The 23,696-nt window shown below is 48.6% G+C and carries 27 protein-coding genes and 1 tRNA gene; 17 read left to right on the top strand and 11 right to left on the bottom strand.

The window, feature by feature from the left end:
- Positions 1-6 precede the first annotated feature (6 nt).
- From K7G97_RS15150 to K7G97_RS15140, 3 genes are all read right to left on the bottom strand, one after another.
- Positions 7-666: a haloacid dehalogenase type II gene (locus K7G97_RS15150; protein WP_223040971.1), complete on the bottom strand. Its 660-nt coding sequence runs from the start codon at positions 664-666 to the stop codon at positions 7-9.
- A 68-nt stretch (positions 667-734) separates the two neighbouring features.
- Positions 735-1,190 (bottom strand): flavodoxin, encoded by a 456-nt coding sequence (locus K7G97_RS15145; RefSeq protein ID WP_174316696.1) that lies wholly within the window; start codon positions 1,188-1,190, stop codon positions 735-737.
- Positions 1,191-1,295: 105 nt separating this feature from the next.
- Positions 1,296-1,616 (bottom strand): winged helix-turn-helix transcriptional regulator, encoded by a 321-nt coding sequence (locus K7G97_RS15140; RefSeq protein ID WP_023469609.1) that lies wholly within the window; start codon positions 1,614-1,616, stop codon positions 1,296-1,298.
- Between the two features lie 183 nt (positions 1,617-1,799).
- On the opposite strand from K7G97_RS15140, the gene K7G97_RS15135 reads away from it, so the two are divergent.
- Together K7G97_RS15135 and K7G97_RS15130 are read left to right on the top strand one after the other, a co-directional pair.
- A complete protein-coding gene (locus K7G97_RS15135; RefSeq protein WP_023469608.1) occupies positions 1,800-2,198 on the top strand; it encodes a DoxX family protein in 399 nt (132 codons plus the stop codon).
- A 19-nt stretch (positions 2,199-2,217) separates the two neighbouring features.
- A complete protein-coding gene (locus K7G97_RS15130; protein ID WP_064299192.1) occupies positions 2,218-2,811 on the top strand; it encodes a flavin reductase family protein in 594 nt (197 codons plus the stop codon).
- A 130-nt stretch (positions 2,812-2,941) separates the two neighbouring features.
- Here the strand turns inward: K7G97_RS15130 and K7G97_RS15125 are convergent, their stop codons facing one another.
- The gene (locus K7G97_RS15125) at positions 2,942-3,364 is read right to left on the bottom strand and encodes a hypothetical protein (protein ID WP_064299193.1); all 423 of its coding nucleotides are present in this window, start codon (positions 3,362-3,364) and stop codon (positions 2,942-2,944) included.
- Positions 3,364-5,265: an ATP-binding cassette domain-containing protein gene (locus tag K7G97_RS15120; protein WP_029342826.1), complete on the bottom strand. Its 1,902-nt coding sequence runs from the start codon at positions 5,263-5,265 to the stop codon at positions 3,364-3,366. The genes K7G97_RS15125 and K7G97_RS15120 overlap by 1 nt, the downstream gene beginning before the upstream one ends.
- A gap of 167 nt (positions 5,266-5,432) precedes the next feature.
- On the opposite strand from K7G97_RS15120, the gene K7G97_RS15115 reads away from it, so the two are divergent.
- From K7G97_RS15115 to K7G97_RS15075, 9 genes are all read left to right on the top strand, one after another.
- A complete protein-coding gene (locus K7G97_RS15115; protein ID WP_023469604.1) occupies positions 5,433-6,092 on the top strand; it encodes a redox-sensing transcriptional repressor Rex in 660 nt (219 codons plus the stop codon).
- Positions 6,092-6,289 (top strand): twin-arginine translocase TatA/TatE family subunit, encoded by a 198-nt coding sequence (locus K7G97_RS15110; RefSeq protein ID WP_029342825.1) that lies wholly within the window; start codon positions 6,092-6,094, stop codon positions 6,287-6,289. The genes K7G97_RS15115 and K7G97_RS15110 overlap by 1 nt, the downstream gene beginning before the upstream one ends.
- Positions 6,290-6,296: 7 nt before the next feature.
- Positions 6,297-7,076: a twin-arginine translocase subunit TatC gene (tatC, locus tag K7G97_RS15105; RefSeq protein WP_029342824.1), complete on the top strand. Its 780-nt coding sequence runs from the start codon at positions 6,297-6,299 to the stop codon at positions 7,074-7,076.
- Between the two features lie 104 nt (positions 7,077-7,180).
- Positions 7,181-7,256 (top strand) — tRNA-Ala (locus K7G97_RS15100).
- A gap of 224 nt (positions 7,257-7,480) precedes the next feature.
- On the top strand, positions 7,481-11,227 hold the full coding sequence (locus K7G97_RS15095; RefSeq protein ID WP_223040970.1) for a S8 family serine peptidase: 3,747 nt from the start codon (positions 7,481-7,483) through the stop codon (positions 11,225-11,227).
- A gap of 127 nt (positions 11,228-11,354) precedes the next feature.
- Entirely contained in the window at positions 11,355-11,513 is a 159-nt protein-coding gene (locus tag K7G97_RS15090) for a hypothetical protein (RefSeq protein ID WP_014971497.1), read from the top strand.
- A gap of 120 nt (positions 11,514-11,633) precedes the next feature.
- A complete protein-coding gene (locus K7G97_RS15085) occupies positions 11,634-12,086 on the top strand; it encodes a hypothetical protein (protein WP_223040969.1) in 453 nt (150 codons plus the stop codon).
- Between the two features lie 13 nt (positions 12,087-12,099).
- Complete coding sequence (locus tag K7G97_RS15080; protein ID WP_223040968.1) at positions 12,100-12,609, top strand: hypothetical protein; 510 nt, start codon at positions 12,100-12,102, stop codon at positions 12,607-12,609.
- Positions 12,576-13,043, top strand: coding sequence for a hypothetical protein (locus K7G97_RS15075; RefSeq protein WP_223040967.1), 468 nt, complete (start codon positions 12,576-12,578; stop codon positions 13,041-13,043). Before K7G97_RS15080 ends, K7G97_RS15075 begins: the two co-directional genes overlap by 34 nt.
- A 55-nt stretch (positions 13,044-13,098) precedes the next feature.
- Here the strand turns inward: K7G97_RS15075 and K7G97_RS15070 are convergent, their stop codons facing one another.
- From K7G97_RS15070 to K7G97_RS15055, 4 genes are all read right to left on the bottom strand, one after another.
- Complete coding sequence (locus tag K7G97_RS15070) at positions 13,099-14,103, bottom strand: FecCD family ABC transporter permease (protein ID WP_223042051.1); 1,005 nt, start codon at positions 14,101-14,103, stop codon at positions 13,099-13,101.
- Complete coding sequence (locus tag K7G97_RS15065) at positions 14,103-15,104, bottom strand: FecCD family ABC transporter permease (protein WP_223040966.1); 1,002 nt, start codon at positions 15,102-15,104, stop codon at positions 14,103-14,105. The genes K7G97_RS15070 and K7G97_RS15065 overlap by 1 nt, the downstream gene beginning before the upstream one ends.
- A 78-nt stretch (positions 15,105-15,182) precedes the next feature.
- Positions 15,183-16,094 carry an iron-hydroxamate ABC transporter substrate-binding protein gene (locus tag K7G97_RS15060; RefSeq protein ID WP_223040965.1) on the bottom strand — a complete coding sequence of 304 codons (912 nt, stop codon included), beginning with the start codon at positions 16,092-16,094 and terminating at the stop codon, positions 15,183-15,185.
- Positions 16,095-16,097: 3 nt separating this feature from the next.
- The gene (locus K7G97_RS15055; RefSeq protein ID WP_023469594.1) at positions 16,098-16,889 is read right to left on the bottom strand and encodes an ABC transporter ATP-binding protein; all 792 of its coding nucleotides are present in this window, start codon (positions 16,887-16,889) and stop codon (positions 16,098-16,100) included.
- 184 nt (positions 16,890-17,073) lie between these two features.
- Between K7G97_RS15055 and K7G97_RS15050 the strand changes: the two genes are divergently transcribed.
- From K7G97_RS15050 to K7G97_RS15035, 4 genes are all read left to right on the top strand, one after another.
- Positions 17,074-18,132 carry an NAD(P)/FAD-dependent oxidoreductase gene (locus tag K7G97_RS15050; protein ID WP_023469593.1) on the top strand — a complete coding sequence of 353 codons (1,059 nt, stop codon included), beginning with the start codon at positions 17,074-17,076 and terminating at the stop codon, positions 18,130-18,132.
- 179 nt (positions 18,133-18,311) lie between these two features.
- Entirely contained in the window at positions 18,312-19,607 is a 1,296-nt protein-coding gene (locus tag K7G97_RS15045) for a cation:dicarboxylate symporter family transporter (protein ID WP_223040964.1), read from the top strand.
- Between the two features lie 181 nt (positions 19,608-19,788).
- Positions 19,789-20,076: a hypothetical protein gene (locus tag K7G97_RS15040; protein WP_195864318.1), complete on the top strand. Its 288-nt coding sequence runs from the start codon at positions 19,789-19,791 to the stop codon at positions 20,074-20,076.
- Between the two features lie 18 nt (positions 20,077-20,094).
- Positions 20,095-20,391, top strand: a complete 297-nt coding sequence (locus tag K7G97_RS15035) for a DUF2089 family protein (RefSeq protein WP_023469590.1) — start codon at positions 20,095-20,097, stop codon at positions 20,389-20,391.
- Positions 20,392-20,432: 41 nt separating this feature from the next.
- Here the strand turns inward: K7G97_RS15035 and K7G97_RS15030 are convergent, their stop codons facing one another.
- Entirely contained in the window at positions 20,433-20,645 is a 213-nt protein-coding gene (locus tag K7G97_RS15030; protein WP_230088481.1) for a DUF4305 domain-containing protein, read from the bottom strand.
- Between the two features lie 42 nt (positions 20,646-20,687).
- Positions 20,688-21,380, bottom strand: coding sequence for a CPBP family intramembrane glutamic endopeptidase (locus K7G97_RS15025; protein WP_029342812.1), 693 nt, complete (start codon positions 21,378-21,380; stop codon positions 20,688-20,690).
- Positions 21,381-21,600: 220 nt separating this feature from the next.
- Between K7G97_RS15025 and groES the strand changes: the two genes are divergently transcribed.
- Both groES and groL read left to right on the top strand, forming a co-directional pair.
- Complete coding sequence (groES, locus tag K7G97_RS15020; protein ID WP_023469587.1) at positions 21,601-21,885, top strand: co-chaperone GroES; 285 nt, start codon at positions 21,601-21,603, stop codon at positions 21,883-21,885.
- Positions 21,886-21,917: 32 nt separating this feature from the next.
- On the top strand, positions 21,918-23,558 hold the full coding sequence (gene groL, locus K7G97_RS15015; RefSeq protein ID WP_029342811.1) for a chaperonin GroEL: 1,641 nt from the start codon (positions 21,918-21,920) through the stop codon (positions 23,556-23,558).
- Positions 23,559-23,696: the final 138 nt, after the last annotated feature.

The following is a 23,696-nucleotide window of genomic DNA, read 5'->3' as shown; positions in this document are numbered from 1 at the left end:
GTTCGTTCATTGCCATTCAGTGATACCCGTCAAGTCATCATAGATGCGATCGGGATCGAGATTCAATTCCTCGACCGGAAGTCCATTTCGATTGATCCATGCCGTTTTGAAGCCGAAACTCTTCGCCCCGGTGATATCCCAACCGTTCGAGGACATGAAGAGGATCTCCTCACGTTTTAGACCGAGCGTGTTTAAGGAATGCATATAGGATGCAGGTGCTGGCTTATACTGTTTGATATCATCGACACTGACGAGATGTTCGAACCGATCGGCTAAGCCTGACTGCTCAATGAGCGGATCGAGCATATCATGGGAACCATTCGAGAAGACGACCAGACGCTTGTCCGCCATCGTCTCGAGAACGGAGCTGACTTCAGGATATACATCAAGCGTCAGGTACGTCTCCATTAAGGTCGTGATTTGTTCCTCGGTCACATGGAGCTTCAGTTCGAGTAACGTATAGCGGAGAGCATCTTGTGTCACTTGGCTGAACGGCACATACTGTCCGTTCAATTGCCGGAGGAAAGAGTACTCCAGTTGTTTCTCCCGCCAGCGTTTGCTGATCGCTTCTCCGTGATCCGGATAAAGCGCTTCGGCTTGTTCTTTGACGGAATGGACATCGAATAATGTACCGTAGACGTCAAAGACGAGTGCTTGAATCGTCATAAAACATTCATCTCACTTTCATAGAGTCTGCTTTAACGATTCCCTTACAGTACGGATTCAAACGACACTCAAGAATGAACCTGTTGCAAAAAGCGATGAAACGTTTGCGCGAATGCACGACAAGCGGCCTGTTTCTCCGGGGTATTCGGATCAAACTCAATCTTCAAGCCATCCGTGACGAGGGTCGCCCCAGCTTCTTTTAACGCGTCTTCAATCAAATCAACCGCTGCGCAGTACTTCGGATAATCAAGATCCCCCGAACCAAAAGCAGCCGCCGGTATCCCGTCTAAGGATTGTTCCCGAAGCTCCTCGACGAAGTCCTCTGCTTCATACGGTAAATCACCGTCTCCCCATGTATATGAGCCGAGTAATAGACCATCAAAACGTGATAAGTCCTCCCCGACGAATTGATCTAGTTCTGTGATCGTCACATCGACATCGTGTTGCTCGAGTTCATGTTGAATGAGTGAGACGATATCTTCCGTATTACCGGACATGCTGACGAATCCAATCGCGATATGCATGCATCTTCCTCCTTTCACTGTACTTCTCTACTTTAATTGATAATGATTATCAATGTCAAAGGACATATAAAAAAGCACCTTCGAAAGAAGATGCTTTTCTATAAATTAGTCTTGTAGTTCGGCCCATTCCTCAATGGAACGAATGACCGGTTCGAGTTGGCGCCCTTTGTCGGTCAAACTGTATTGAATCTTAATCGGACGATCGGGAATGACAGTCCGGATGACGATGCCTTCCGCTTCGAGCTCCTTCATACGTTCCGTGAGCATACGACCTGATAATTCGGGAATGGCATCTTGAATCTCATTGAAACGACATGTCTTCGTCAACAAGTGACGTAAGATCAGACCCGTCCATTTCTTACCTAAGATTTCAAAGGCATGTTCGACTTTGGGACAAAGAGCCGGTTGGATTGCGACTTCTTCCATCAGCACTCATCCTTTCTATAGTTGTAGTATACCCGCTTCTGCTAAAAAAATCGAATCATTTTACTTAATGTAACAAAAAGAACTAAAACAAATCTATTTACTTTTAGTAAGTGATAAGATATAGTCTGTTTATTGAGTTACTTAAAGTAACTAAAATACATTAGGTAAAAGGAGAAGAGAGCAATGATGGATACAGGACTTTTAATCATTCGTTTAATCATCGGCTTAACATTCGCTGCACACGGGACACAAAAATTATTTGGTTGGTTCGGTGGACACGGAATCGCTGGAACAGGCGGTTGGTTTGAATCAATCGGCATGAAGCCAGGGAAGGCACTCGCGATTACAGCAGGTCTTGCTGAATTGATCGGCGGCTTGTTGTTTGCAGGAGGCGTATTCCTCTGGATCGCAGCACTCCTCATCATCGGATCGATGCTTGTCGCGATCGTTAAAGTACACGGTGCGAATGGTTACTGGGTGACGCAGAACGGGTACGAATACAACATGGCATTGATCGTCATCGCGCTTGGTGTAGCGATGATCGGTGCTGGAGACTATTCACTCGCTGCACTCATCGGGTGAAGAAAAAGGTGGGTCATTCATGAAGTTCGAGGCATCAACGCTTAGCGCAAAAGACAATTATAAATTACTGATCGGAAGCATCATTCCGCGTCCGATTGCTTTCGTGACAACGCAAGGAGAAGACGGGACGGTCAACGCCGCACCGTTTTCCTTCTTTACGGTCGCTTCAAGCAGTCCGCCGCAACTGGTGATCGCCGTACAACGGACGGATCAGGGGCAGAAGGATACGGCACGTAACATCTTAGCGAAACAAAGTTATGTCATCCATATCGTCAGCGAAGAGATCGTCGACGCAGTCAATGAGACAGCAGCGCCACTTGCTTACGGTGAAAGTGAGCTTGAGCGGACGGATTTGACGCTCGTCGATAGTGACGCGATCGAAGTACCCGGAATCGCGGAAGCGAAAATCCGGTTCGAGATGCGCTTGACGCAACACGTCGAGCTAGAAGGTGCCGATCTTCTGATTGGGGAAGTACTGCGTTATCACGTCGCGGATGAACTCGTCGATTCGTTCCGGATTGACGCAGCAGGCTTGAAGGCTGTCGCTCGTTTAGCAGGGAATGATTATGCGACGATCGGGAAGACGTTTACGATTGCCCGACCGACAAAATGATAGAAGCGTGAATGCTTGATTCATCGTACGATTCGTTTTGATTCAAACAAAAGGAGTGGAGAGACCGGTCTAGCTACCGGAATCTCCACTCCTTTTTCTCATGTCGTTCATCTGATTCATCGATCGGACTTCAAGGTTGCGGATCGATTTCGTTTGAAGAGGCTTCAAGACCATGACGTTTACTATACTGATAGCCATCGAGCAAATAAAAGACGATTGCGAGTGCCCAAATGCCGACACAGCTGATCAAGAAAGCGGTGAGCGGTGAGACACTACCGTAATACGATAGGATCAACGGGTCATTGAGTTCGACGAATAGCTGTGTCGTCAGGAGCGTACAGCATAATCCCGAGAGTAAACTGACGAAAAGACCGCTCCATGTCTGGATGACGAGACCGATCATACAAGAAATCAGGAGGAACAAAGGAAGCGCGGCATTAAAAGCATCCGGACGGATGAAGGTCGACACGTAGTCCGCATACATCGGTACGAAATAAAGGATGCCGGATAGCAGTCCTTGAATCAAGTTAATGAAAAAGCTTTTCGTCCGCATCAGTGTTGGTTCTCCCATCGTTCCATCAATTCGAGTAGATCGACATCAATTTGGTCACGTTCTGCTGAAAGAGCTGTCGCTTTCGGAATATCGTTGAAGACTTCCGGTTCACAGAGCAATTGTTCAATTTCTGCCGAACGCTGTTCGAGCCGCTCGATGTCTTGCTCGAGTTGCTCGATCTGCTGACGGCGCTTGCGTTCTTCTTTCTGTGCTTCCTTATCGATCGTCTTCGACGCCGTGACTTTTGCGGCTTTTGCTTCCTCCGCTTCAAGACGCGCAATCTCTTCTTGCTCCGCCTTCTTCTCCGTGTAGTACGAATAATCTCCGAGGTATTCCGTCACGCCGGCTTCACTCATCTCGATGACGCGGGTCGCGATCCGGTCGATGAAGTAACGGTCGTGAGAGACGAATAACAGCGTCCCTTCGTAGTCGACGAGCGCGTTTTCAAGGACCATCTTCGAATCCAGATCCAAGTGGTTCGTCGGCTCATCGAGGACGAGGACGTTCGTCTTTCGGAGTTTCAGTTTCGCGAGCGCGAGACGTCCGCGTTCGCCACCGGATAACTCATGGACGATCTTGAAGACATCGTCACCGCTAAACAGGAATTGCCCAAGGACAGACCGGACTTCTTGTTCACGCATCAGTGGCCATTCGTTCCAAATCTCATCGATGACACGGTTCCGATCATTGAGTTCTGCCTGCTCTTGATCGTAATAGCCGATCGAGACGCCGGTTCCGAAACGGAAATCACCGAAGAGGGGGCGTAAGCGGCCGACGAGGACTTTCAGGAGCGTCGACTTTCCGATTCCGTTCGGTCCGACGAGTGCCAGCGATTCACCGCGTTGCAAGCGGAACGTGATGTCTTTTGAGACAGCTTCTTCGTAACCGATCGCCAGTTGATTGACTTGCAGAACGTCATTCCCGCTCTGTTTTTCAATCGGGAAGGACAGGACCGTGCTACGCTCATCCCCATCTGGTCGGTCGAGCCGGTCGACCTTTTCGAGCCGTTTCCGGACACTTTGGGCACGTTTTGTCGTCGTCGCCCGGGCGATGTTGCGTTGAATGAAGTCCTGCATCTTCGCGATCTCTTCTTGCTGCTGTTCAAACTGCTTCATTTCCTGATCGTACAAGGCCGCTTTTTGTTCCAAGTACTTTGTATAGTTCCCGGTGAACTTACGACAGACATTGCGTGACAGCTCATAGACGACATTGACGACTTGGTCGAGGAAGTACCGGTCGTGCGAGACGATCAGAACGGCACCACGATAACCACCGAGGTAACTTTCGAGCCAAGCGAGTGTATCGATATCGAGGTGGTTGGTCGGCTCGTCGAGAATGAGGAGCTCTGGTGCTTGTAAGAGCATCTTCGCTAAGGCAAGCCGTGTCCGTTGACCACCGGATAATGTCTGAATCCGGCGCGAGTAATCATCCGGATAAAAGCGCATCCCGTGCAGGACGGAGCGGATATTCGCTTCAAACTGATAACCACCCGCTTCTGAGAAGTCGTGTTGCGCTTGATCGTATGTCTTCAGGAGACGATCGTACGCGACCGGGTCGTTCAAGATATGCTCCATGCCCATTTCGATTTCCATCCGGCGCAGTGTCCGTTCTTGTTCTTGGAGATGTTCAAAGACGGTCAGCATCTCGTTCCAGATCGTCTCGTTCGATTCGAGACCACTGTCTTGCGCGAGATAACCGATTTTGACATCCTTGCCTTTCATGATGTCGCCCGAGTCATGACTGAGTTCGCCAGCAATGATTTTGAGCAAGGTCGATTTACCGGCACCGTTTCGTCCGACGAGCGCAATGCGGTCCCGCTCTTGTACTTCCAATTTGATATTTTCTAAAATCGGCTCGACGCCGAATGATTTCGAGAGTTGGTTGACTTGTAAGAGTATCATTTCCATCCATCCTTCCACCCTTTAGTCTATCACGAACAAAAGCGCGAGGTCCTGCGGAATATATTATTTGTGACTCTATGTGAAGTGGTTTACAATCAAGGAGAGTAGAAAGCTTTTTGCAAAGATTTGGGTGCCACGATGGATGTGGCCGAAGGGGGAACTGCAGGATGAATGGACCAGACACAAAAATTCCACAAGCGACAGCAAAACGGTTGCCGCTATATTATCGCTTCATCCAAAGTTTATACAATTCAGGCAAGCTCCGCGTCTCTTCTGCTGAGTTAAGCGAGGCGGTGAAGGTTGATTCAGCAACGATTCGTCGCGATTTTTCCTACTTTGGGGCATTAGGGAAGAAGGGGTATGGATATAACGTTCAACATCTCTTAACGTTTTTCCGCAAAACCTTGAATCAAGATGAGGTGACGAATGTTGCCTTAATCGGGGTCGGTCATCTCGGAACAGCGTTTGCAAATTATAACTTTTTAAAGAATAATAGTACTCGGATAGTCGTTGCGTTTGATGCGGACGAAGAGAAGGTCGGAACAACGACGCATGACGTTCCAATCTATCATGTTTCGGACATGAAAGAACAAATCGAAGCGAATCAGGTCGATGTTGCCATCTTGACGGTTCCATCCCAGTTCGCGCAGTCAGTAGCGGATGAGTTAGTCGAGTATGGTGTGACAGGCATCCTGAACTTTACGCCAGCGCGGTTGAACGTGCCAGCTAGCGTCCGGGTCCATCACATTGATTTATCGATCGAGTTGCAGTCGTTAGTTTATTTCATGAAGCATTATTCGCAATCAGCTGAAGGAGTGAAATCATAATGGAAAACCTTATTCCGCTCACACTAGGTATCGGACCTGCGAGCATCGGATTAATCGCGGTCGTCGCATTGATCATTTTCGGACCGAAGAAGTTACCAGAATTCGGACGCGCTGCAGGTCAGACATTGAAAGAGTTCAAGAATGCCACGAACGGCATCATGGACGACGATAAAAAGGACGAACCGAAAGAGAAGTGATTGAATCATGACGGTTGATCAAGAGCAAAGCATGACGTCGCACCTTGACGAACTGCGTAAGCGGATCGTCTGGTCGCTTATCATCGTCGTCGTCCTGTTCGCTGTCGCATTTCCGCTCGTCCGACCGCTCGTTCGCTTCTTGCAAGCGGACTTAAAAGAGCTCGGCATCGGTTTGAATGCCTTCAACGTCGCCGATCCTTTAATGTTGTATTTGAATCTTGCGTTCATCATTGCGCTGATTTTAGCGTCACCGTTCTGGATGTATCAACTCTGGGCATTCGTCCGACCAGGACTTTATGACAAGGAGCAAAAAGCGACATTGACGTATATTCCGGTCATCTTCTTTCTGTTTTTGGCTGGCGTAGCCTTCTCGTATTTCTGGTTGCTTCCCTTTTTGCTTGAAGTCTCAACGGATCTCGGGAAAGAGCTCGGAATCGAACAAGTCATCGGAGTCGAGAACTACTTCAGTTTCTTAATCCGGTTGACGATGCCGTTTGGTCTTCTGTTCCAATTGCCGGTCGTGACGATGTTCCTGACACGTCTTGGTCTCGTGACGCCATATTTCATGCGAAAGAATCGGAAATATGCGTACTTTGCGCTGTTCGTCGTTGCGGCATTGATCGCACCGCCGGACGTGACGTCACACTTGATGATCTCGGTTCCATTGTTCGTTCTCTATGAGATCAGCATCTTGATTTCTGCGCGGACGTACAAAAAGGTCTTGATCCTCGAGCAACAGGCAGAGCTTGAACGACAGGCGGATTTGATGCGTGAATTGAATAAATGAATCGTGAATTCCTTCCGACGATTTTGGAAGGGATTCTTTTTTATGAAAGCGTTATTTTTATATTGATAAAGCAGTTAGCGATGCGTATACTAAAGATAATTCATGGGGGCTTAGCTCAGCTGGGAGAGCGTTTGGCTGGCAGCCAAAAGGTCGTCGGTTCGATCCCGATAGTCTCCACCAATATCAAACATCCAACTCCTCGAGGCGTCGAGGAGTTTTTATTTTACTCCCAGTTAAATTCCTCAAAAATATAAAATGTCACGTAAAACAAATAAATTAAAAAAATAGGCAAATATAAATTGTTTATTTCCATTAAATTCATTAAACTAAATATACAGAATTTTCGTTTAACTGTTTTATCAGTAGTACTACTATGGTTTTACAGAAAAGGGGAAAACGAACGCATGAAGAAGAAGATTGCACTTATGGCAGCCGTCTTAATGACGTCTTCCAATCTAGTCAGTGCGCAAGGTGCACTGTCGTCGCAAGACAAAGCAACGGGTCAAAAACCGCAAGCACTCTCGCTGAAGAAATCGGGGCAAGAGAAGAACTACAAACAATCGGATAAAGTCCGTGTCGTCATCGAGATGGAAGAGAAGCCGGCGATTCAAATCGCCCAGGCTCAAAACAAGCGGTATAGCACATTGAGCAATGCCGAAAAAGAGTCGATCAAAGATCGTCTCGTCAACGTCCAAAAATCAGTCAAGTCAGCCATCGCTAAAAAGGCGATTCCCGTTACATATAAGGAAAGCTTCACAACCGTCATCAACGGATTCAGTGGTGAAGTCAAGTTCGGAGACATCGAAGACATCAAACAACTGAGCGGAGTCAAGAGCGTACATATCGCCCATGAATACGCGCGTCCGGAAGTTGCTAAAGGTGCCAAGCCAGACATGCTGTACAGCAAGGACATGGTCAATGCGAAGGAAACATGGCAGGACTATGGTTTTAAAGGGGAAGGAACAATCGTTGCCGTCATCGATACGGGAATCGATCCATCGCATAAGGACATGGTCTTGAGCCCAGAAACGAAGATCGATTTGACTTCTTCGAAAGTCGATAGTGCGAAAGAAACAAAAGGCTTAAAAGGAAAGTACTTCACGGAAAAAGTACCGTACGGCTATAACTATGCCGATCACGATAGCGAAATCCGTGATTTAGGTGCGGGCGCATCAATGCACGGGATGCACGTCGCGGGTACGGTCGGAGCAAACGGCGATGAAGCAAACGGCGGTATCAAAGGGGTCGCTCCGGAAACACAACTCCTCGCGATGAAAGTCTTCGGAAACGATCCAGGAATGCCATCGACATTCAGCGATATCTACATTAAAGCGATCGATGATGCAATTGCACTCGGAGCCGATGTCATCAACATGAGTCTCGGTTCGACGGCATCGTTCGTCAATGCAGATGATCCAGAACAACGCGCAATCGTCAACGCGATGAACAACGGTATCTTGTGTGCGATTTCTGCTGGTAACTCGGCATTCGCAGGTCATGGTGCAGGTAATCCGTACACAGCAAACCCGGATATCGGTGTCGTCGGTGCACCAGGTTTAACGAGCCAAGCACTCCAAGTCGCATCACTCGAAAATACGAAATTGACACTCGAAGGCATGGCGCTGACGATCGACGGTCAGGATGCTGGTTATTTGGCATACCAAAAACAAGATTCACCGAATCCGATTGCTGTCTTCGATAAAGAGAAGAAGGATGTCGTCTATGTCGGTGACGGTCAAGCTTCGAACTACGAAGGCAAAGACGTCAAAGGGAAAGTCGTCTTCGTCGTGCGTAACGGTGGTTTCAACTACGGCATGATCCAAGCAGAAGCTGAGAAGCAAGGGGCAGCAGGTGTCATCGTCCGCGGTCGAGTCGATCATGGGGATTACGTCAGCATGGCGCTCAACAATCCGACGATTCCACTCGTCACGCTCAGCATCGCAGACGGAAACGATCTTGAAGCAAAAGCAAAAGAGGGCAAGGCAATCGCTGTCACGTTCGACGGAAAAGCAGTCTCAGCCGATAACCCGGTCGCAGGACAAATGTCTGACTTCACGTCTTGGGGTGTCACACCAAGCCTTGACTTCAAGCCAGAAATCACGGCACCAGGTGGAAAAATCTACTCGACGCTCAACGATAACGAGTATGGTGTCATGAGTGGAACATCGATGGCGGCACCACACGTCGCTGGTGGAACGGCACTCGTCATGCAACGGATCGCGAAGGACTTCAAAGTCGATGGTGCGACACGCGTCAAGCTCGCGAAGAACATCTTGATGAACACGTCGCGTCCGCAACTCGATCAAGGAAAATACAATGCGCAGCTAAAAACAGGCAACTTCTACTCCCCACGTCGTGAGGGAGCTGGATTGATGGATCTTCGTGCTGCCATGAAGACACCAGTCGTCGTCACAGAGACGAAGTCAGGTGAAGGTAAGGCATCCTTGAAGGAAGTCGGCGAGAAGTTCACGTTCACACTTGATTTGAAAAACTACAGCAGTGAAAAAGTGACATATAAGTTAGCCGGAACGGTTCAATCAGATCTCGGTGCAGAAGGATCAAACTTCCTCGAAGCAAACGGCATCTTTAAAAAGGGAACGATCGGTACGGTGGATGCAAACAAAGGCACATATCCGATCTCATTCGCAGTTGGCTCGAAGAAAGCAAGTTCGGTCTCGATTAATCCGAAGAGCTCAACGAAAGTCAGTGTATCGGTTGATCTGAAGGATACAACGGACTGGGCAAACGAACTTCCGCTCGAACAAGTCTTTGAGAACGGCTACTTCGTCGAAGGATTCGTCCGTCTGATCGATACGAAGAGTAAGAATCCAGAATTGACGGTTCCTTACGTTGGCTTCAAAGGAAAATGGGATCAAGCTCCGATTCTAGACGCACCATTATACGATGAAGACAACACGTTCTACGGTTTGACAGGTCTAGCAACAGAAGTGAAGGATAACTTCGAATTCCTCGGCGCAGATGCTGCGGGCGATGTCGTCGCGAACAAAGTCTCGTTCTCACCAAACAACGATGGTAGCGCAGATGAAGCATTCCCGATCATCTCGTTCCTCCGTAATGCGAAAAAAGTCGAGTACTCGATTCTTGACCGGAACAAAGCAACGCTTCAGAAGCTCGATACGCAAACGGACGTCGTCAAGAACTACTATGATAGCGGTTCAGAGGACGGATACACACCAGTCACAAGCGCTGCTTGGGACGGAACGATCAACGGGAAACCGGTCAAGGATGGTCTTTACTACTACAAAGTCAAATCCGTAATCGATTATCCGAATGCAAAATGGCAGTCGAACCTCTTCCCAGTCTATGTCGATACGAAAAAACCAGCCGCAACCGTGAAATGGGATGCGTCAAAATCAACGCTCTCGTGGACAGCAGGTGACCAAGGAACAGGTGTCGCGTCATACGATATTCTCGTCAATGGTAAGAGTGTCTTGAAACAACCGCTTGCTGCAACAGAAAAAGCGTACACGTTGACGGATCTTCCAGAGCGCGCGAAGATTGCCTTCGTCGTGAAGGATTATGCAGGAAACAGTGTGAAAAAAGACGTCAACACGACAGGTGTCGATAAAGCGGTACCGAACGTTCAAATCGATACACCAGTCGCACTTGGTCTTGCGACATCAAAAGTCATCAACATCGCAGGTCACGTCTCTGATGAATCAGGCATCAAATCGTTCAAAATCAATGGTAAATCTGTCAAACTTCGCTTCGATGCGGCTCAACAAAACTATGCTTTCAGCCACGACGTGACGTATACGACGGATGGCGTCAAGTCATTCAAGGTCGAAGCGTACGATGGTAAAGGAAACCGTGTGGCGTTCAGTCGTCAAGTCATCATCGACACAGAATTACCGACGATTCGCGTCACAGCACCAAAAACCGTTTCAAGCAAAACAAAAACAGCTGAGATGAAGATCGTTCTTCGCGATAACTATAGCGAATTACGCTTTGACTTCAACGGTAGCGCGGAATACCGCCGGACGTTCAAAGAGCCGTACGAGATGAAAGCCTTCAAAAAGACAATCACGAAAAAAGTGACACTCAAGAAGGGGAAAAACACGTACAACTTGAAACTGAAGGACCTCGGTGGACACGTTGTTACGAAAACAGTCGTCATCACGAAAAAATAAGGAACAAAAGATGAAGTCAGGCGGAAATCCGTCTGGCTTTTCTTGCGTGCCGAAGCGCCTTGAAGGGTTTATGAGATGAGAAGAGGGGGAATTTTAAGAACAGAAACAAGTCAGAGGGGGAACAACCATGAATCCGTTCACGACCTTAATCGCCTTCATCGTAGGGTGTCTCGTCTTATATCTCGGTATCCGCGACAAAAACGGTTGGCTGATTGGTGTCGCGATGATACCGCTCGCGATCGTTGCCTATAGCGTCATTTATCTGATCATTCAGGTCAGTGCGTAGTCTTCATGGAAGATGTCTTACCCTAAGCGGTAGGACGTCTTTTTTTTTCGAAAATCGTACTACAGATGAAACCAATCTAGTAAAATGTAAGTATATGACAGTATAGAGAGGTGGATGATCATGGAACACGTACATACACAAACGGATGCCTTGGCGGCGCTGTACGAAGAGATGCATCAGAAGACGAAGACCGGCATGTGGGTCATGCTTGCGGCATTCTTAGCGCTCAGTAACACACTCGAGAAACCAGTCTACGCGATGATCGTCCCGTTATTGTATTTTGGCTATGACATGTTACTACAACGAAAGCGGTTCGCGCTTGTTGCAGAATACACATCAGAGGATTCAGCAAGACGGCTCTATCAGGTACATGTGCTGATCGGCATCTTACAATACGGAGCGCTTGCCGGTCTAATTGTCTGGGCAGCCGATCGACCGAACACGTCTTTTTTGCTCGGTCTGATCATCATCGTCATTCCGTTCTACTGGATCTGTCGAAAAACGTTAGAGTTCATCTCACGAAAGATTGATCCAACGTATATCACGGAAAAAGAAATTCACAAAGCGCGCTAAAGGAGAAGGTACTATGCAAACGGCTCGTGAAGAACGTCTACAAAAACTTGCGCTCGCGTACCGGGATGTCGAGTGGCTCGGCACACGCTGGTACTGGAACGTGCTCTTATTCATAACAGTTGGTATGCTGATCGAGTGGACCGATATCCCCTTGTTGATTTTGACGATTCCAGCCCTTTTTCTCGGCTCTGATTTTCGCTACCAACTAAAAAAACGAAAAATTTTAGACGGCTACATCTCAAAAGCGCAGGTCCGTCGCCAATTTTTACTCCGCATTGGTAGTCACGTCCTGCTGTACGCTGTCTTGACGGTCGTCATCACCCAGACGATCGAGGGACCGTTCTGGCAGATGCTTGTGGCAATTTTTGCGATTTTAACACCGCTCTATTTCATCAGCGAATGGATCATCCGACGTGATGGGGCGCGTGATCCGGACTATATCAGTGACGGAGAAGTAGCCCGCTTCGTCAGACAGAAAGGAACATCGCAATGGAACACCTATTCGAGCGACAAGCACGTCTGAATGTAATGAAACGACCGGTGCGTGTCGTCGCCTATTTCTTTTTGATCCCTGGATTGATTTTTGCAGTATTTGCTTGGTTTATGACGTCAATTGCATCCGTCTTTTTCCCAATCATGCTCTTTTGTCTTTGCGCGACCGCAGTCGCTCGAGAAATCGTCCGGCTACGACTCATGAAGTCGTATTTAACACCGACTATCTATCAACAAACTGTTCAAAAAGTAGCTCGTTTGACAATCATCGGTTATGTCGTAGCGTGGTTGATTGCTGTCGTCATGCTGTCGATTCCAAGTTCCCCTGGTTATCTATTTGGCATCTTCCTCTTTTGGGTTGGTGGAGTCAGTCTAGGTGTCACTCGACTAAACCGGTTAGCCAAACAAATCGATCCCGCGTACGTCTCGATGGGTGAAATCGAACGTGCGTGGTGGAAACGGTAAAGCAAAAAATCCGCATCAATCAGCGAAAAAGAAGCTGTTTGATGCGGATTTTTGATTATTTCTTCAACAGGAGATAGATGAAGTATGGTGCTCCGATCAAGGCGACGACGATCCCAGCCGGTACCCCGTCTGGTCCCGCGATGTTGCGTCCGATCGTATCAGCGAACGCAAGCAACCAGCCGCCGAGCAAGAGGGCGATTGGCAGGAAGAACTGATGGCGTGGTCCAACGAGCGCTCGAGCGATATGTGGCGCCATCAAACCAATGAAGGAGATTCCCCCTGTCACGGAGACGGCAGCAGCAGCGAGCGCGACAGCTGTCAACAAGAGTTGAATCCGTTCTTTTTCAATCGCGACGCCAACACCAATCGCGACCGGTTCATTCAAGGCAAGCAGATTGAGCTTATTCGCCTTATAGAATGTCAGTGGAATCAAGACGAGCAACCACGGTAAGAGTGAGTAGACGAAAATCCAGTCCGTTCCCCAGATGTTACCGGCGAGCCACTTCGCGATGAAGTCGACCTTTTCACGACGCGTCGACGAAATCAGGATGACCATGATTCCAGACAGTGCCATCGAGAAGCCGACACCCGTCAAAATCAACCGGATCGGTTGGAGTCCTTGTATGCGGTCGTACGAGAACAAGTAGATCGCTGTCGCAGTCACGAGTGCACCGAAGAAGGCAGCAATCGGTAACAGATAGATGAATGACCCGACATCGGTCGGGAAGTACAGGAAGAACAAGGCGACGGCGACGCCAGCTCCCGTATTGATGCCGATGATACCAGGATCAGCGAGTTCATTGCGGGTGATGCCTTGTAAGATGGCACCCGATAAGGCAAGCGCCATTCCTGCCATGACGGTGATGAGCAGTCGGGGCAAGCGGAGCGAATAGAGGACGAACTCCTCTTTGAACGATCCGTTTCCAAGTAACGTCGGCAGTAAACGATCGTACGAGAGAGAAGCAGGTCCAAGACCGATGCTGACGACGAGTGTTGCGATTAATAGTGCCAGTAACGTCCAAAACGTCAGTTGCTGGCGACGGCGTAAACGAGATTCCATCATGAGAAAGCACGCCCTCCTTTCCGAACGATTAAGAGGAAGAATGGTAGCCCGAGCATCGAGACGATTGCGATGACTGGTGTCTCATAGGGTGCATATAGTGTCCGTCCAATCGTATCGGCAAGCAACATGAATGTCGCACCAAAGATCGCGGTCATCGGCAGGATGAACCGATAGTCCGTCCCGACGATTGCGCGGACGATATGCGGAATCATCAGCCCGATGAACGCCATGTTGCCGACGAGGGCAACAGCAGCACCGGCAAGCAGGATGACGACGACATAAAGCACCGCTTTGATCCGCTGGATGTTCTGTCCGAGTCCGAGCGCGACTTCTTCCGAAAGACTGAGGATCGTCAATTGCCGCGAGAAAATAAACGCAATCACGATGCCAATCGCGATGACCGGCGTGATGACTTGTAGTTGTCCCCATGTCGACCCGACGAGTCCCCCGGACGTCCATTGTGAGACATCTTGGGCAATCTTGAAGTAAATCCCGATGCCTTCCGCAATCGCGTACAGAAACGCTGAGATCGCGGAACCGGCAAGGACGATCCGGAGCGGAGAGAAGCCGCCTTTTTTCGAAGCGCCGATTCCAAAGACAAGTGCTGCCCCGAGTGCTGCTCCGACGAAACACGCGATCATGATCCCGAAGTAGTCAATTTTCGGAAAAAGGACGATGACGAGCGCCAGTGCCGCATTTGCTCCTGCCGTCAGACCGAGCAGACCAGGATCGGCGAGGGGATTGCGTGTCATCGCTTGCATGATGGCACCTGAGACACCGAGTGCCGCTCCAACGAGGATTGCTGCCAGTTCCCGCGGCAAGCGAATTTCCTGGACGATTTTTGCTTTTTCATTCAACGGTCCGAAAGTCAAAGCGTTCCAGACTTCGCGCGTCGTCGTATCGGCGGCACCGAACGTCATTGCGATCCAGAACATCCCGAAAAAGAGGACGAGACCGAGTGTGATTTTAATGCCGAACGGAATTCGACCAGCTGACATGAATGTCGCCTCCATTTCTGATTCAGTGAGTGAGCCACAAAAAAAGGGAGGGATCCCGCAGGTTCCCTCCCTTATTCATTATGCGCCAAGGAAACTTTTCTTGAAGAACTCGAGTTGACGTTCGAGTGTGAGTGGATCGTTGAAGTAGAATTCCTTTGAATCGACTTCGAAGACACGATCGTTTTTGACAGCTGGAATGTTCTTGAACGTATCTGTTTTCGTGAATGAGTTGTCCGCTTCCGCACTCTTACTGAAGACGAGGTAGTCGCCTGCGTATTCAGGAAGGACTTCTGGTGACAACGCGTAGTATCCGTCTTTTAATGCCATTTTCGTAACTTTATCCGGCATTTTCAATTTCATTTCCTGATAGAGAATCTCTGTTCCACGACCCCAGTTATCGCCGAAGACGTAGAGTTGTTTATCGAAGCTTTCGATGACAGAAACAGTAGCATCTTCACCGATTTTTGCTTTGATGTCTTTACCGGCAGCAGCAGCGCGTGTTTTGAAGTCTTTGACCCAGTCGCGTGCTTCTTGCTCTTTGTTGAGCAATTTACCGATTTCGATGTGTTGCGTCAAGTAGTCGACTTTTCCGTATGTGTACGTGACCGTCGGAGCAATCTTTTTGATTTTATCGAGGTTTTTCGTTGTCGAATAGCCGATGATCAAATCTGGTTCGAGTTCGATGATTTTTTCAACGTTCTCTTCCGATACTTCCGTGACGTCCTTGAGTTTGTCGAACTTCGGATTCGCTTTTGACCACGAATCGACACCAACGACAGGTACGTCGAGTGCCATGACGTTGCCGGCAAAACCAGCGAGGACGACGACACGTTTTGGATTAGCCGGAACTTTAATGTCACCATTCTCCGATTTATACGTGATCGTCTCGTTTTTCGACCCAGATGCTGCATTGTCCTTCTTCTCTGTATTGCCACACGCTGCGATGACGAGCGTGAGAATGAGTAGAACCGGTAAAAGTAGTTTCTTCATGATTCAATCTCCCTTGATTAAGTTGTAGGTGATACACATCGGCTTGTTCGTCCGCGGATCGCGTCCGATTTCAGCATCGATATGGAATACTTCTTGTAAGACGTCTTTTGCGATGACTTCCTCACACGTTCCGGCTTTGACGACTTCACCGTTTTTCATGGCGATGATATAGTCGGCGAACCGTGCCGCTTGATTCAAATCATGCAGGACCATGACGATCGTCCGTCCTTCGGTCCGGTTGAGATGTTCGAGCAGTTCGAGCACCTCGAGTTGGTGGGCGAGATCAAGATAAGTCGTCGGTTCATCGAGGAAGATGATGTCCGTCTCTTGGGCGAGTGCCATCGCAATCCAGACCCGTTGACGTTGACCACCCGACAGCGCATCGACCGGACGGTGTTTGAATGCCATCGTATCCGTTGCTTCGAGTGCCCAATCGATGATCTCGTAATCGTGTTTCGTCAAGCGTCCGAATCCTTTTTGGTACGGGAAACGACCGTATGAGACGAGCTCTGCGACCGTCAGACCACTTGCGCTTTCTGGAGTTTGTGGCAGAATAGCCATCTTCCGGGCAAGTAGCTTCGTACTTTCCTTGGCGATATCGAGACCATCGAGCAATGCACGTCCTGACTGATGAGGAATGATCCGTGTCATCGCTTTCAATAAAGTCGATTTGCCACATCCGTTCGCCCCAATGATCGTCGTGATTTGTCGATCGGGAATTTGGACGGACAAGTCTTTGACGATGGGACGATCACCGTAGCCGATATTGATTTCTTCTGTTGCTAGACGTACCATACGCGACGACTCCTTCGTTGTTCTCTCCGTTTTCACTGATAATGATTATCACTATCGTCTCATTAACCATACCAGTCCTGTAAAAACGCTGTCAACATTTTTTCTTGTGTTCAAGAGATGTTCACGTTATCATGAGGGAGTGAGAATGATAATCAATCGTAATCAAAGATGAGGAGTGAGTGAGATGAGGGAACAGGAGTTGTTCGACGTAACGATCATCGGCGGAGGACCTGCAGGGTTATATTCGACGTTCTATAGTGGTCTTCGGGGCATGAAGACGAAATTGATCGAGTATCAAGCAGAACTCGGAGGAAAACTGCACGTCTATCCGGAAAAGATGATCTGGGACGTCGGTGGACAGCCACCGATCACCGGGGAAAAACTCATGGCTCAACTCGTCGAACAGGGACTGACGTTCCAACCGACCGTTCAATTGAATGAAAAGATCATCTCGATCGCAAAAGACGTCTTCGGTAACTTCGTCTTAGAAGCGGAATCGGGACGGATCCATTATTCGAAGACGGTCATCGTCGCGGTCGGCGGCGGTATCCTCAATCCACAAAAACTAAAGGTCGAGGGTGCGGAGCGCTTTGAAGTGTCGAACTTGAACTATACGGTCAAATCAATCGAGCGCTTTAAAGGAAAGACCGTCATCGTATCAGGTGGTGGGAACTCTGCGATCGACTGGGCGAATGAGCTCGAACCGGTCGCGAAAAAAGTCTACGTCACGTATCGCCGGGATTGTTTCTCGGGGCACGAGGCGCAAGTCGACCAGCTCGTTAAAAGTTCGGCTGTTTGTCTCCTCAACACGACGATTCACAAGCTGATCGCAAGTCCCGATCATCAACGGATCGCATCAGTTGAATTGATCGACTGTCAAACAGAGGAAATCGTCGAGATTCCAATTGATGAAGTCATCATCAATCATGGGTATGAACAGGATGCAGCACTGCTTGACGCGTGTGATCTCGATATCGCACGGGTCGATGACTTCTATATCGCAGGGAACGCCGCGAGTGAATCGAGTGTCCCGGGATTATATGCGGCTGGAGATATCTTGTCGCACGACGGGAAGGTCCATTTGATCTCGGGTGCGTTCCAAGATGCGGCAAACGCCGTCAATCGGGCGAAACGCTTCATCGAGCCGGAAGCGCCAAAAGTAGCAATGGTCTCATCGCACAACGAAGTCTTCAAAAAACGCAATCGGGCGTTGATTGAGGAACGCGTCAATCAACAATCTTGAATAATGTTCAAACGTCCAAAATGCTTGGAAACAAGCGGAGTTTGGACGTTTTTTCATACAGAATTCAGTTTTGTACTATAACAGGTGGATTTGACAACGTGCTGTATTTAGGACAAAATTCTACTTATGTTCCACTACATGTAGGATACAAGTAAGACGGATGTATAAGGAGGAAGCGTATGACAACTACGAAACGTAAGCCCATTGGTCTTGCCTGGCAGATTTTAATCGGCTTGATTCTCGGGATCACAGTCGGTGGTGTATTTTATGGGAATCCCCATGTCGCGGAGTGGCTTAAGCCAATCGGTGACATCTTTATCCGGATGATGAAAATGATCGTCGTTCCGATCGTCTTCACGACGATCGTTCTCGGTGTCTCATCAGTCGGTAGCCCGAAAAGTCTCGGACGTCTTGGCGTCAAGACACTCGGTTACTTCACGATCGTGACGATGATCGCGATTTTCACGGGGCTGTTCGCAGCCAATCTCGTTGAACCGGGTGCTGGTATTAACATGTCGACACTCGATAAAACGGACATCTCGACGTATGTCGAAACGGAAGAGACGACACAAGATGCAGGACTCGTCGACAAGATCGTCAACATCGTTCCGACGAACATCTTGGACGCGATGGTCCGCGGTGATATGCTTGCCATCATTTTCTTCTCGGTCTTATTCGGACTCGGTGTCGGTTTTGCAGGAGAGAAGGGCCAACCGGTCGTTCGTTTCTTTGAAGGCGTCGCAGCAGCGATGTTCAACCTCGTTAATATCGTTATGAAATTTGCACCGATCGGTGTTTTCGCCTTGATCGGTGTCACGGTCTCGACGTTCGGGATTGAATCGCTCGGCTCATTGTTTAAACTGATTGCGACATTATACGTCACGGCGCTTCTCTTCATGGTCATCGTCTTCGGTGCGATCATGAAATGGGTCGGGATTCGGGTTTCTGATTTCACGCGTATCTTTAAGGATGAGCTCTTGTTGACGTACTCGACAGCATCGTCTGAGACGGTATTACCACGGATTATGGAAAAACTCGAACGGATGGGCGTTCCGAAATCAATCGTCAGCTTCGTCGTACCGACGGGTTATTCGTTTAACCTCGATGGATCAGCGCTGTATCAAGCACTTGCTGCCTTGTTCATTGCACAGATGTACGGCATTGATCTCTCGATCGGAACACAGCTGACGCTTGTCTTCGTCTTGATGCTGACATCAAAAGGGATGGCTGCCGTTCCTGGCGTCTCCTTCGTCGTTTTACTCGCAACACTCGGTACGGTCGGTATCCCGGCAGAAGGACTTGCCTTCATCGCAGGGATTGACCGAATCATGGATATGATGCGCTCGGTCGTCAACGTGACAGGAAACACACTCGCTTCACTCGTCATCGCGAAGTGGGAAGGTGTCCTGGATGAAGACCAACTCGAGACGTTCATGTCGACAGAAGGTAAAAAAGACGACGTCCGCAGTGCGTGACTATCGTAAATACAAGGAAGGACTGCATCGTCAGTCCTTCTTTTTTTCGTCCCTGAAAATAGATTAAAGTCGATTGTTTTTAAAGAAAATCGTTTATTTTTGATTATAGTTAAAAATAAGTTGAACATTATTAATTTTAAAGTTAATATTATTGATATAATCATAAGGGAGAGGCGATAGGATGCAAACGGTAGGAATCGTCATTGGTATTGTCACAGTCTGTATCGTACAATTTTACTTAGCACGGCGCGGAAGAGTCTGGAGTTTCATCATTCCAGCAATCATCATCGGTCTCGGAATTTACTGGTATTTCGGAACAGGACCACACTCGTCGGATCGGGAGTCATTGATCCGAATCGGTACGTGTGTTGGGTTGTCCATGATGATCTCGATGGCTGAGATGGGTGTCGACTCGCGCCGTAAGCAACTGAAGCGTGAAAAAGAACGAATGGAGATTCAAGATTTGTAAGAGAAGTGAGGGAACACGATGGAACGACAAGACGTGCCCGCTTGGGTACTGGCACTCGAACAGGAACATCTCGAGTTCATCCGGAAGTTCGTCTTGAGCTCTGGTTCGTTGAAGGATATGGCAACAGCCTATCAAGTATCCTACCCGACCGTCCGGGCAAAGTTGAACCAGTTGATCGAGCGGATTGATTCGGTGCAGCAGGAAGATGTCGAATTCGTCAACATGATCAAGAACTTGGTCTTAGATGAACGGTTGAGTCTCGATGTGGCGAAGACAATCATCGACTCCTACCGCAAGGGTCAAGCGAAAGAATAAACCAAAAAACGAGATTCCCGTCTGACGGAAATCTCGTTTTTTTATTGCTTGTCGTTCTTTTTGTCCTGTTCCTTCTTGATCATCTTCTTTGCTGCTGCGCGGAAGCGGAAGATCAAGTAGAGACGGTAGAAGTCGATCGCAGCGAACAACGTCAGCAGGATCGTCCAGAAGTTAAAGACCGTTCCTGCTTCGACCGAGTTGTTGTAGGCGAGGAACATGAAGAGAATACCGAATATGGCATAGAATACTGCCATGAAGTTCGAGCTTTGACGCATGAAAACACGACCTTTCGTAAATTAAGACATCGCGTAGATGGCGAGTACGACGATTCCGTTGTTAAAGACATGGATGGCTATCGGAGCTATGATCCGGCGCGTCTTGACGAAGACGAGTGAGAAGACGAAACTCATCGCGACATAGATTAAAAATTTGTTGTCTTGGTGAATCAGTCCGAACAATGCACCCGTCAAGATGAAGCTGAAGAAGAAACCGAGCTTCGAGGAGAGATTGCCGAATAGGATATGCCGGAACAAGAACTCTTCCATGATCGGTCCGAGCAGGACGACCATGACTTGCAGGAGTGGGATGACTTGGATCGCTTGGATGATCTGATCCGTATTTTGCGATTTCGCGACATTCTCGATCCCGCCTGCCATCCAGGCATCGATCAAGTTGACGCTGATCAAGAGCGCATACAGGAGCACGATCCCGATTCCGATCCATTTCAACGTATCCATCGGATCGGTTTGACGTCCCTCTGCCTTCCACTTCTGCCAATCGGGGCGCAAGCAGTAGTAGGAGACGATGACGGCGACCGTGAAGCCGATCGCAAGCCACCAACCGGCGACGTCAGCAATGACGTTTTTCGGAAGGAAATACTGGAACGAACCCGGAACCAATTGGACGATCAGATAGATGATGATTGGGATGACGTGACGCTTTTGCCACTTCTCCGCCATCAGAAAAGGCAGACTAATTGGATTTTTCATCGTACAGGACACAACTCCTTTGTAATGAAGGTACTGTCCCGATTGTAACAAACAAACGGTCTTGGCGCACGATTGACGATGATTCAAAGGTGTCGATTTCGGGAAAACGGATAAAGGTTCAGGCTTGAATTCAGAAGAGAAAGCGTATAAGATAAAAATATGTTAGCACTCAATGAAAGTGAGTGCTAAAAAACAGTCATTTTCAAGGAGGATGTTTCGCATGTTAAAACCACTTGGTGATCGCATCGTGATCGAAGTCGTTAAAAAAGAAGAAACAACACTCGGAGGAATCGTTCTTCCTGGGTCAGCGAAAGAAAAACCACAAGAGGGTAAAGTCGTCGCTGTCGGTACAGGCCGTGTGACAGAGCAAGGCGTACGTGTACCACTTGAAGTGAGTGTCGGAGATCACGTCATCTATGCACAATATGCCGGTTCAGAGGTCAAAGTCGACGGCAATGAATACTTAATTTTACGCGAAAGCGATATTTTGGCAGTAGCCGAGTAATTCAGTCAATCATCTAAAGGGGGATTTCAGTCATGGCAAAAGAGATTTTATTCAGTGAAGAAGCACGTCGGGCAATGCTCCGCGGGGTCGACGCATTAGCGGATGCAGTCAAAGTCACGATCGGACCAAAAGGACGCAACGTCGTCCTCGAGCGGAAGTTCGGTTCACCACTCATCACGAATGATGGTGTGACGATCGCAAAAGAAATCGAACTCGAAGATCATTTCGAGAACATGGGCGCAAAACTCGTTGCAGAAGTTGCCTCAAAAACGAATGAGATCGCAGGGGATGGTACGACAACAGCGACAGTCCTCGCACAAGCGATGATTCGTGAAGGTCTTAAAAACGTTACAGCGGGCGCAAACCCGATGGTCATCCGTAAAGGAATCGAAAAAGCGGTTCGTCGCGCTGTCGAAGAGTTGCACACGATCGCAAAACCAATCGAAGGTAAAGAAGCAATCGCACAAGTCGCAGCGATCTCAGCAGCGGACGAAGAAGTCGGTCAATTGATCGCAGAAGCGATGGAACGTGTCGGTCAAGATGGTGTCATCACGATCGAAGAATCACGCGGCTTCACGACAGAACTCGACGTCGTCGAAGGGATGCAATTCGACCGTGGTTACGCATCACCATACATGATCACGGATTCAGACAAGATGGAAGCGGTCCTTGAGAACCCGTACATCCTCGTCACGGACAAAAAAATCTCGAACATCCAAGAGATTCTTCCGGTCCTCGAGCAAGTCGTTCAACAAAACAAACCACTCCTTATTATCGCAGAAGACGTTGAAGGCGAAGCACTTGCGACACTCGTCGTCAACAAACTCCGTGGTACGTTCAACGCGGTAGCAGTCAAAGCACCAGGCTTCGGTGACCGCCGGAAAGCGATGCTTGAGGATATCTCGATCGTCACAGGCGCAGAATTAATCACAGAAGACCTCGGTCTTGATCTCAAGGAAACACAAATCACGCAACTCGGTCGCGCGTCGAAAGTCGTCGTCTCAAAAGACAACACGACGATCGTCGAAGGCCACGGACACGGCGATTCAATCGAAGCACGTGTCGGGACGATCCGTGCACAAATCGAAGAGACGACAAGCGACTTCGATCGTGAGAAATTACAAGAACGTCTGGCGAAACTCGCAGGTGGCGTAGCCGTCGTTAAAGTCGGGGCAGCAACGGAGACAGAACTAAAAGAACGTAAGCTTCGGATTGAAGATGCTCTTAACGCGACACGTGCAGCGGTTGAAGAAGGCATCGTAGCAGGTGGGGGAACAGCTCTCATTCACGTCACGAAAGCCGTCGAATCGATTCTGTCGGTCTCAACAGGCGACGAAGCAACAGGTGTCAACATCGTTCTTCGCGCACTCGAAGCACCACTTCGTCAAATCGCGGAAAACGCGGGTCAAGAAGGTTCGGTCATCGTCGAACGTCTCAAGCATGAAGCGCCAGGAATGGGCTACAATGCGGCAACAGATGAGTATGTCGACATGATCGAGACAGGAATCGTCGACCCAGCGAAAGTAACGCGTTCAGCACTTCAAAACGCAGCGTCGGTTTCAGCGATGTTCTTAACAACAGAAGCCGTCATCGCCGATAAACCAGAACCAGCCGGATCTGCTCCTGCAATGCCTGATATGGGCGGCATGGGTGGAATGGGCGGAATGATGTAAGACATTTCATCTAAAAGTACCGAATCCTAGTAAATAGGGTTCGGTACTTTTTGTTTGCGATAGTATACTTAATAGTTGAAAGAATTACATAAACAGTACTCATCAATTTAAAAATAAAGACAACGAAAGAGGAGACGT

The organism is Exiguobacterium acetylicum (assembly GCF_019890935.1).
Taxonomy (GTDB): Bacteria; Bacillota; Bacilli; order Exiguobacteriales; family Exiguobacteriaceae; genus Exiguobacterium_A; species Exiguobacterium_A abrahamii.
The sequence above is the reverse complement of the archived record's forward strand: the minus strand, read 5'-3'. Positions and strand labels throughout refer to the sequence as shown.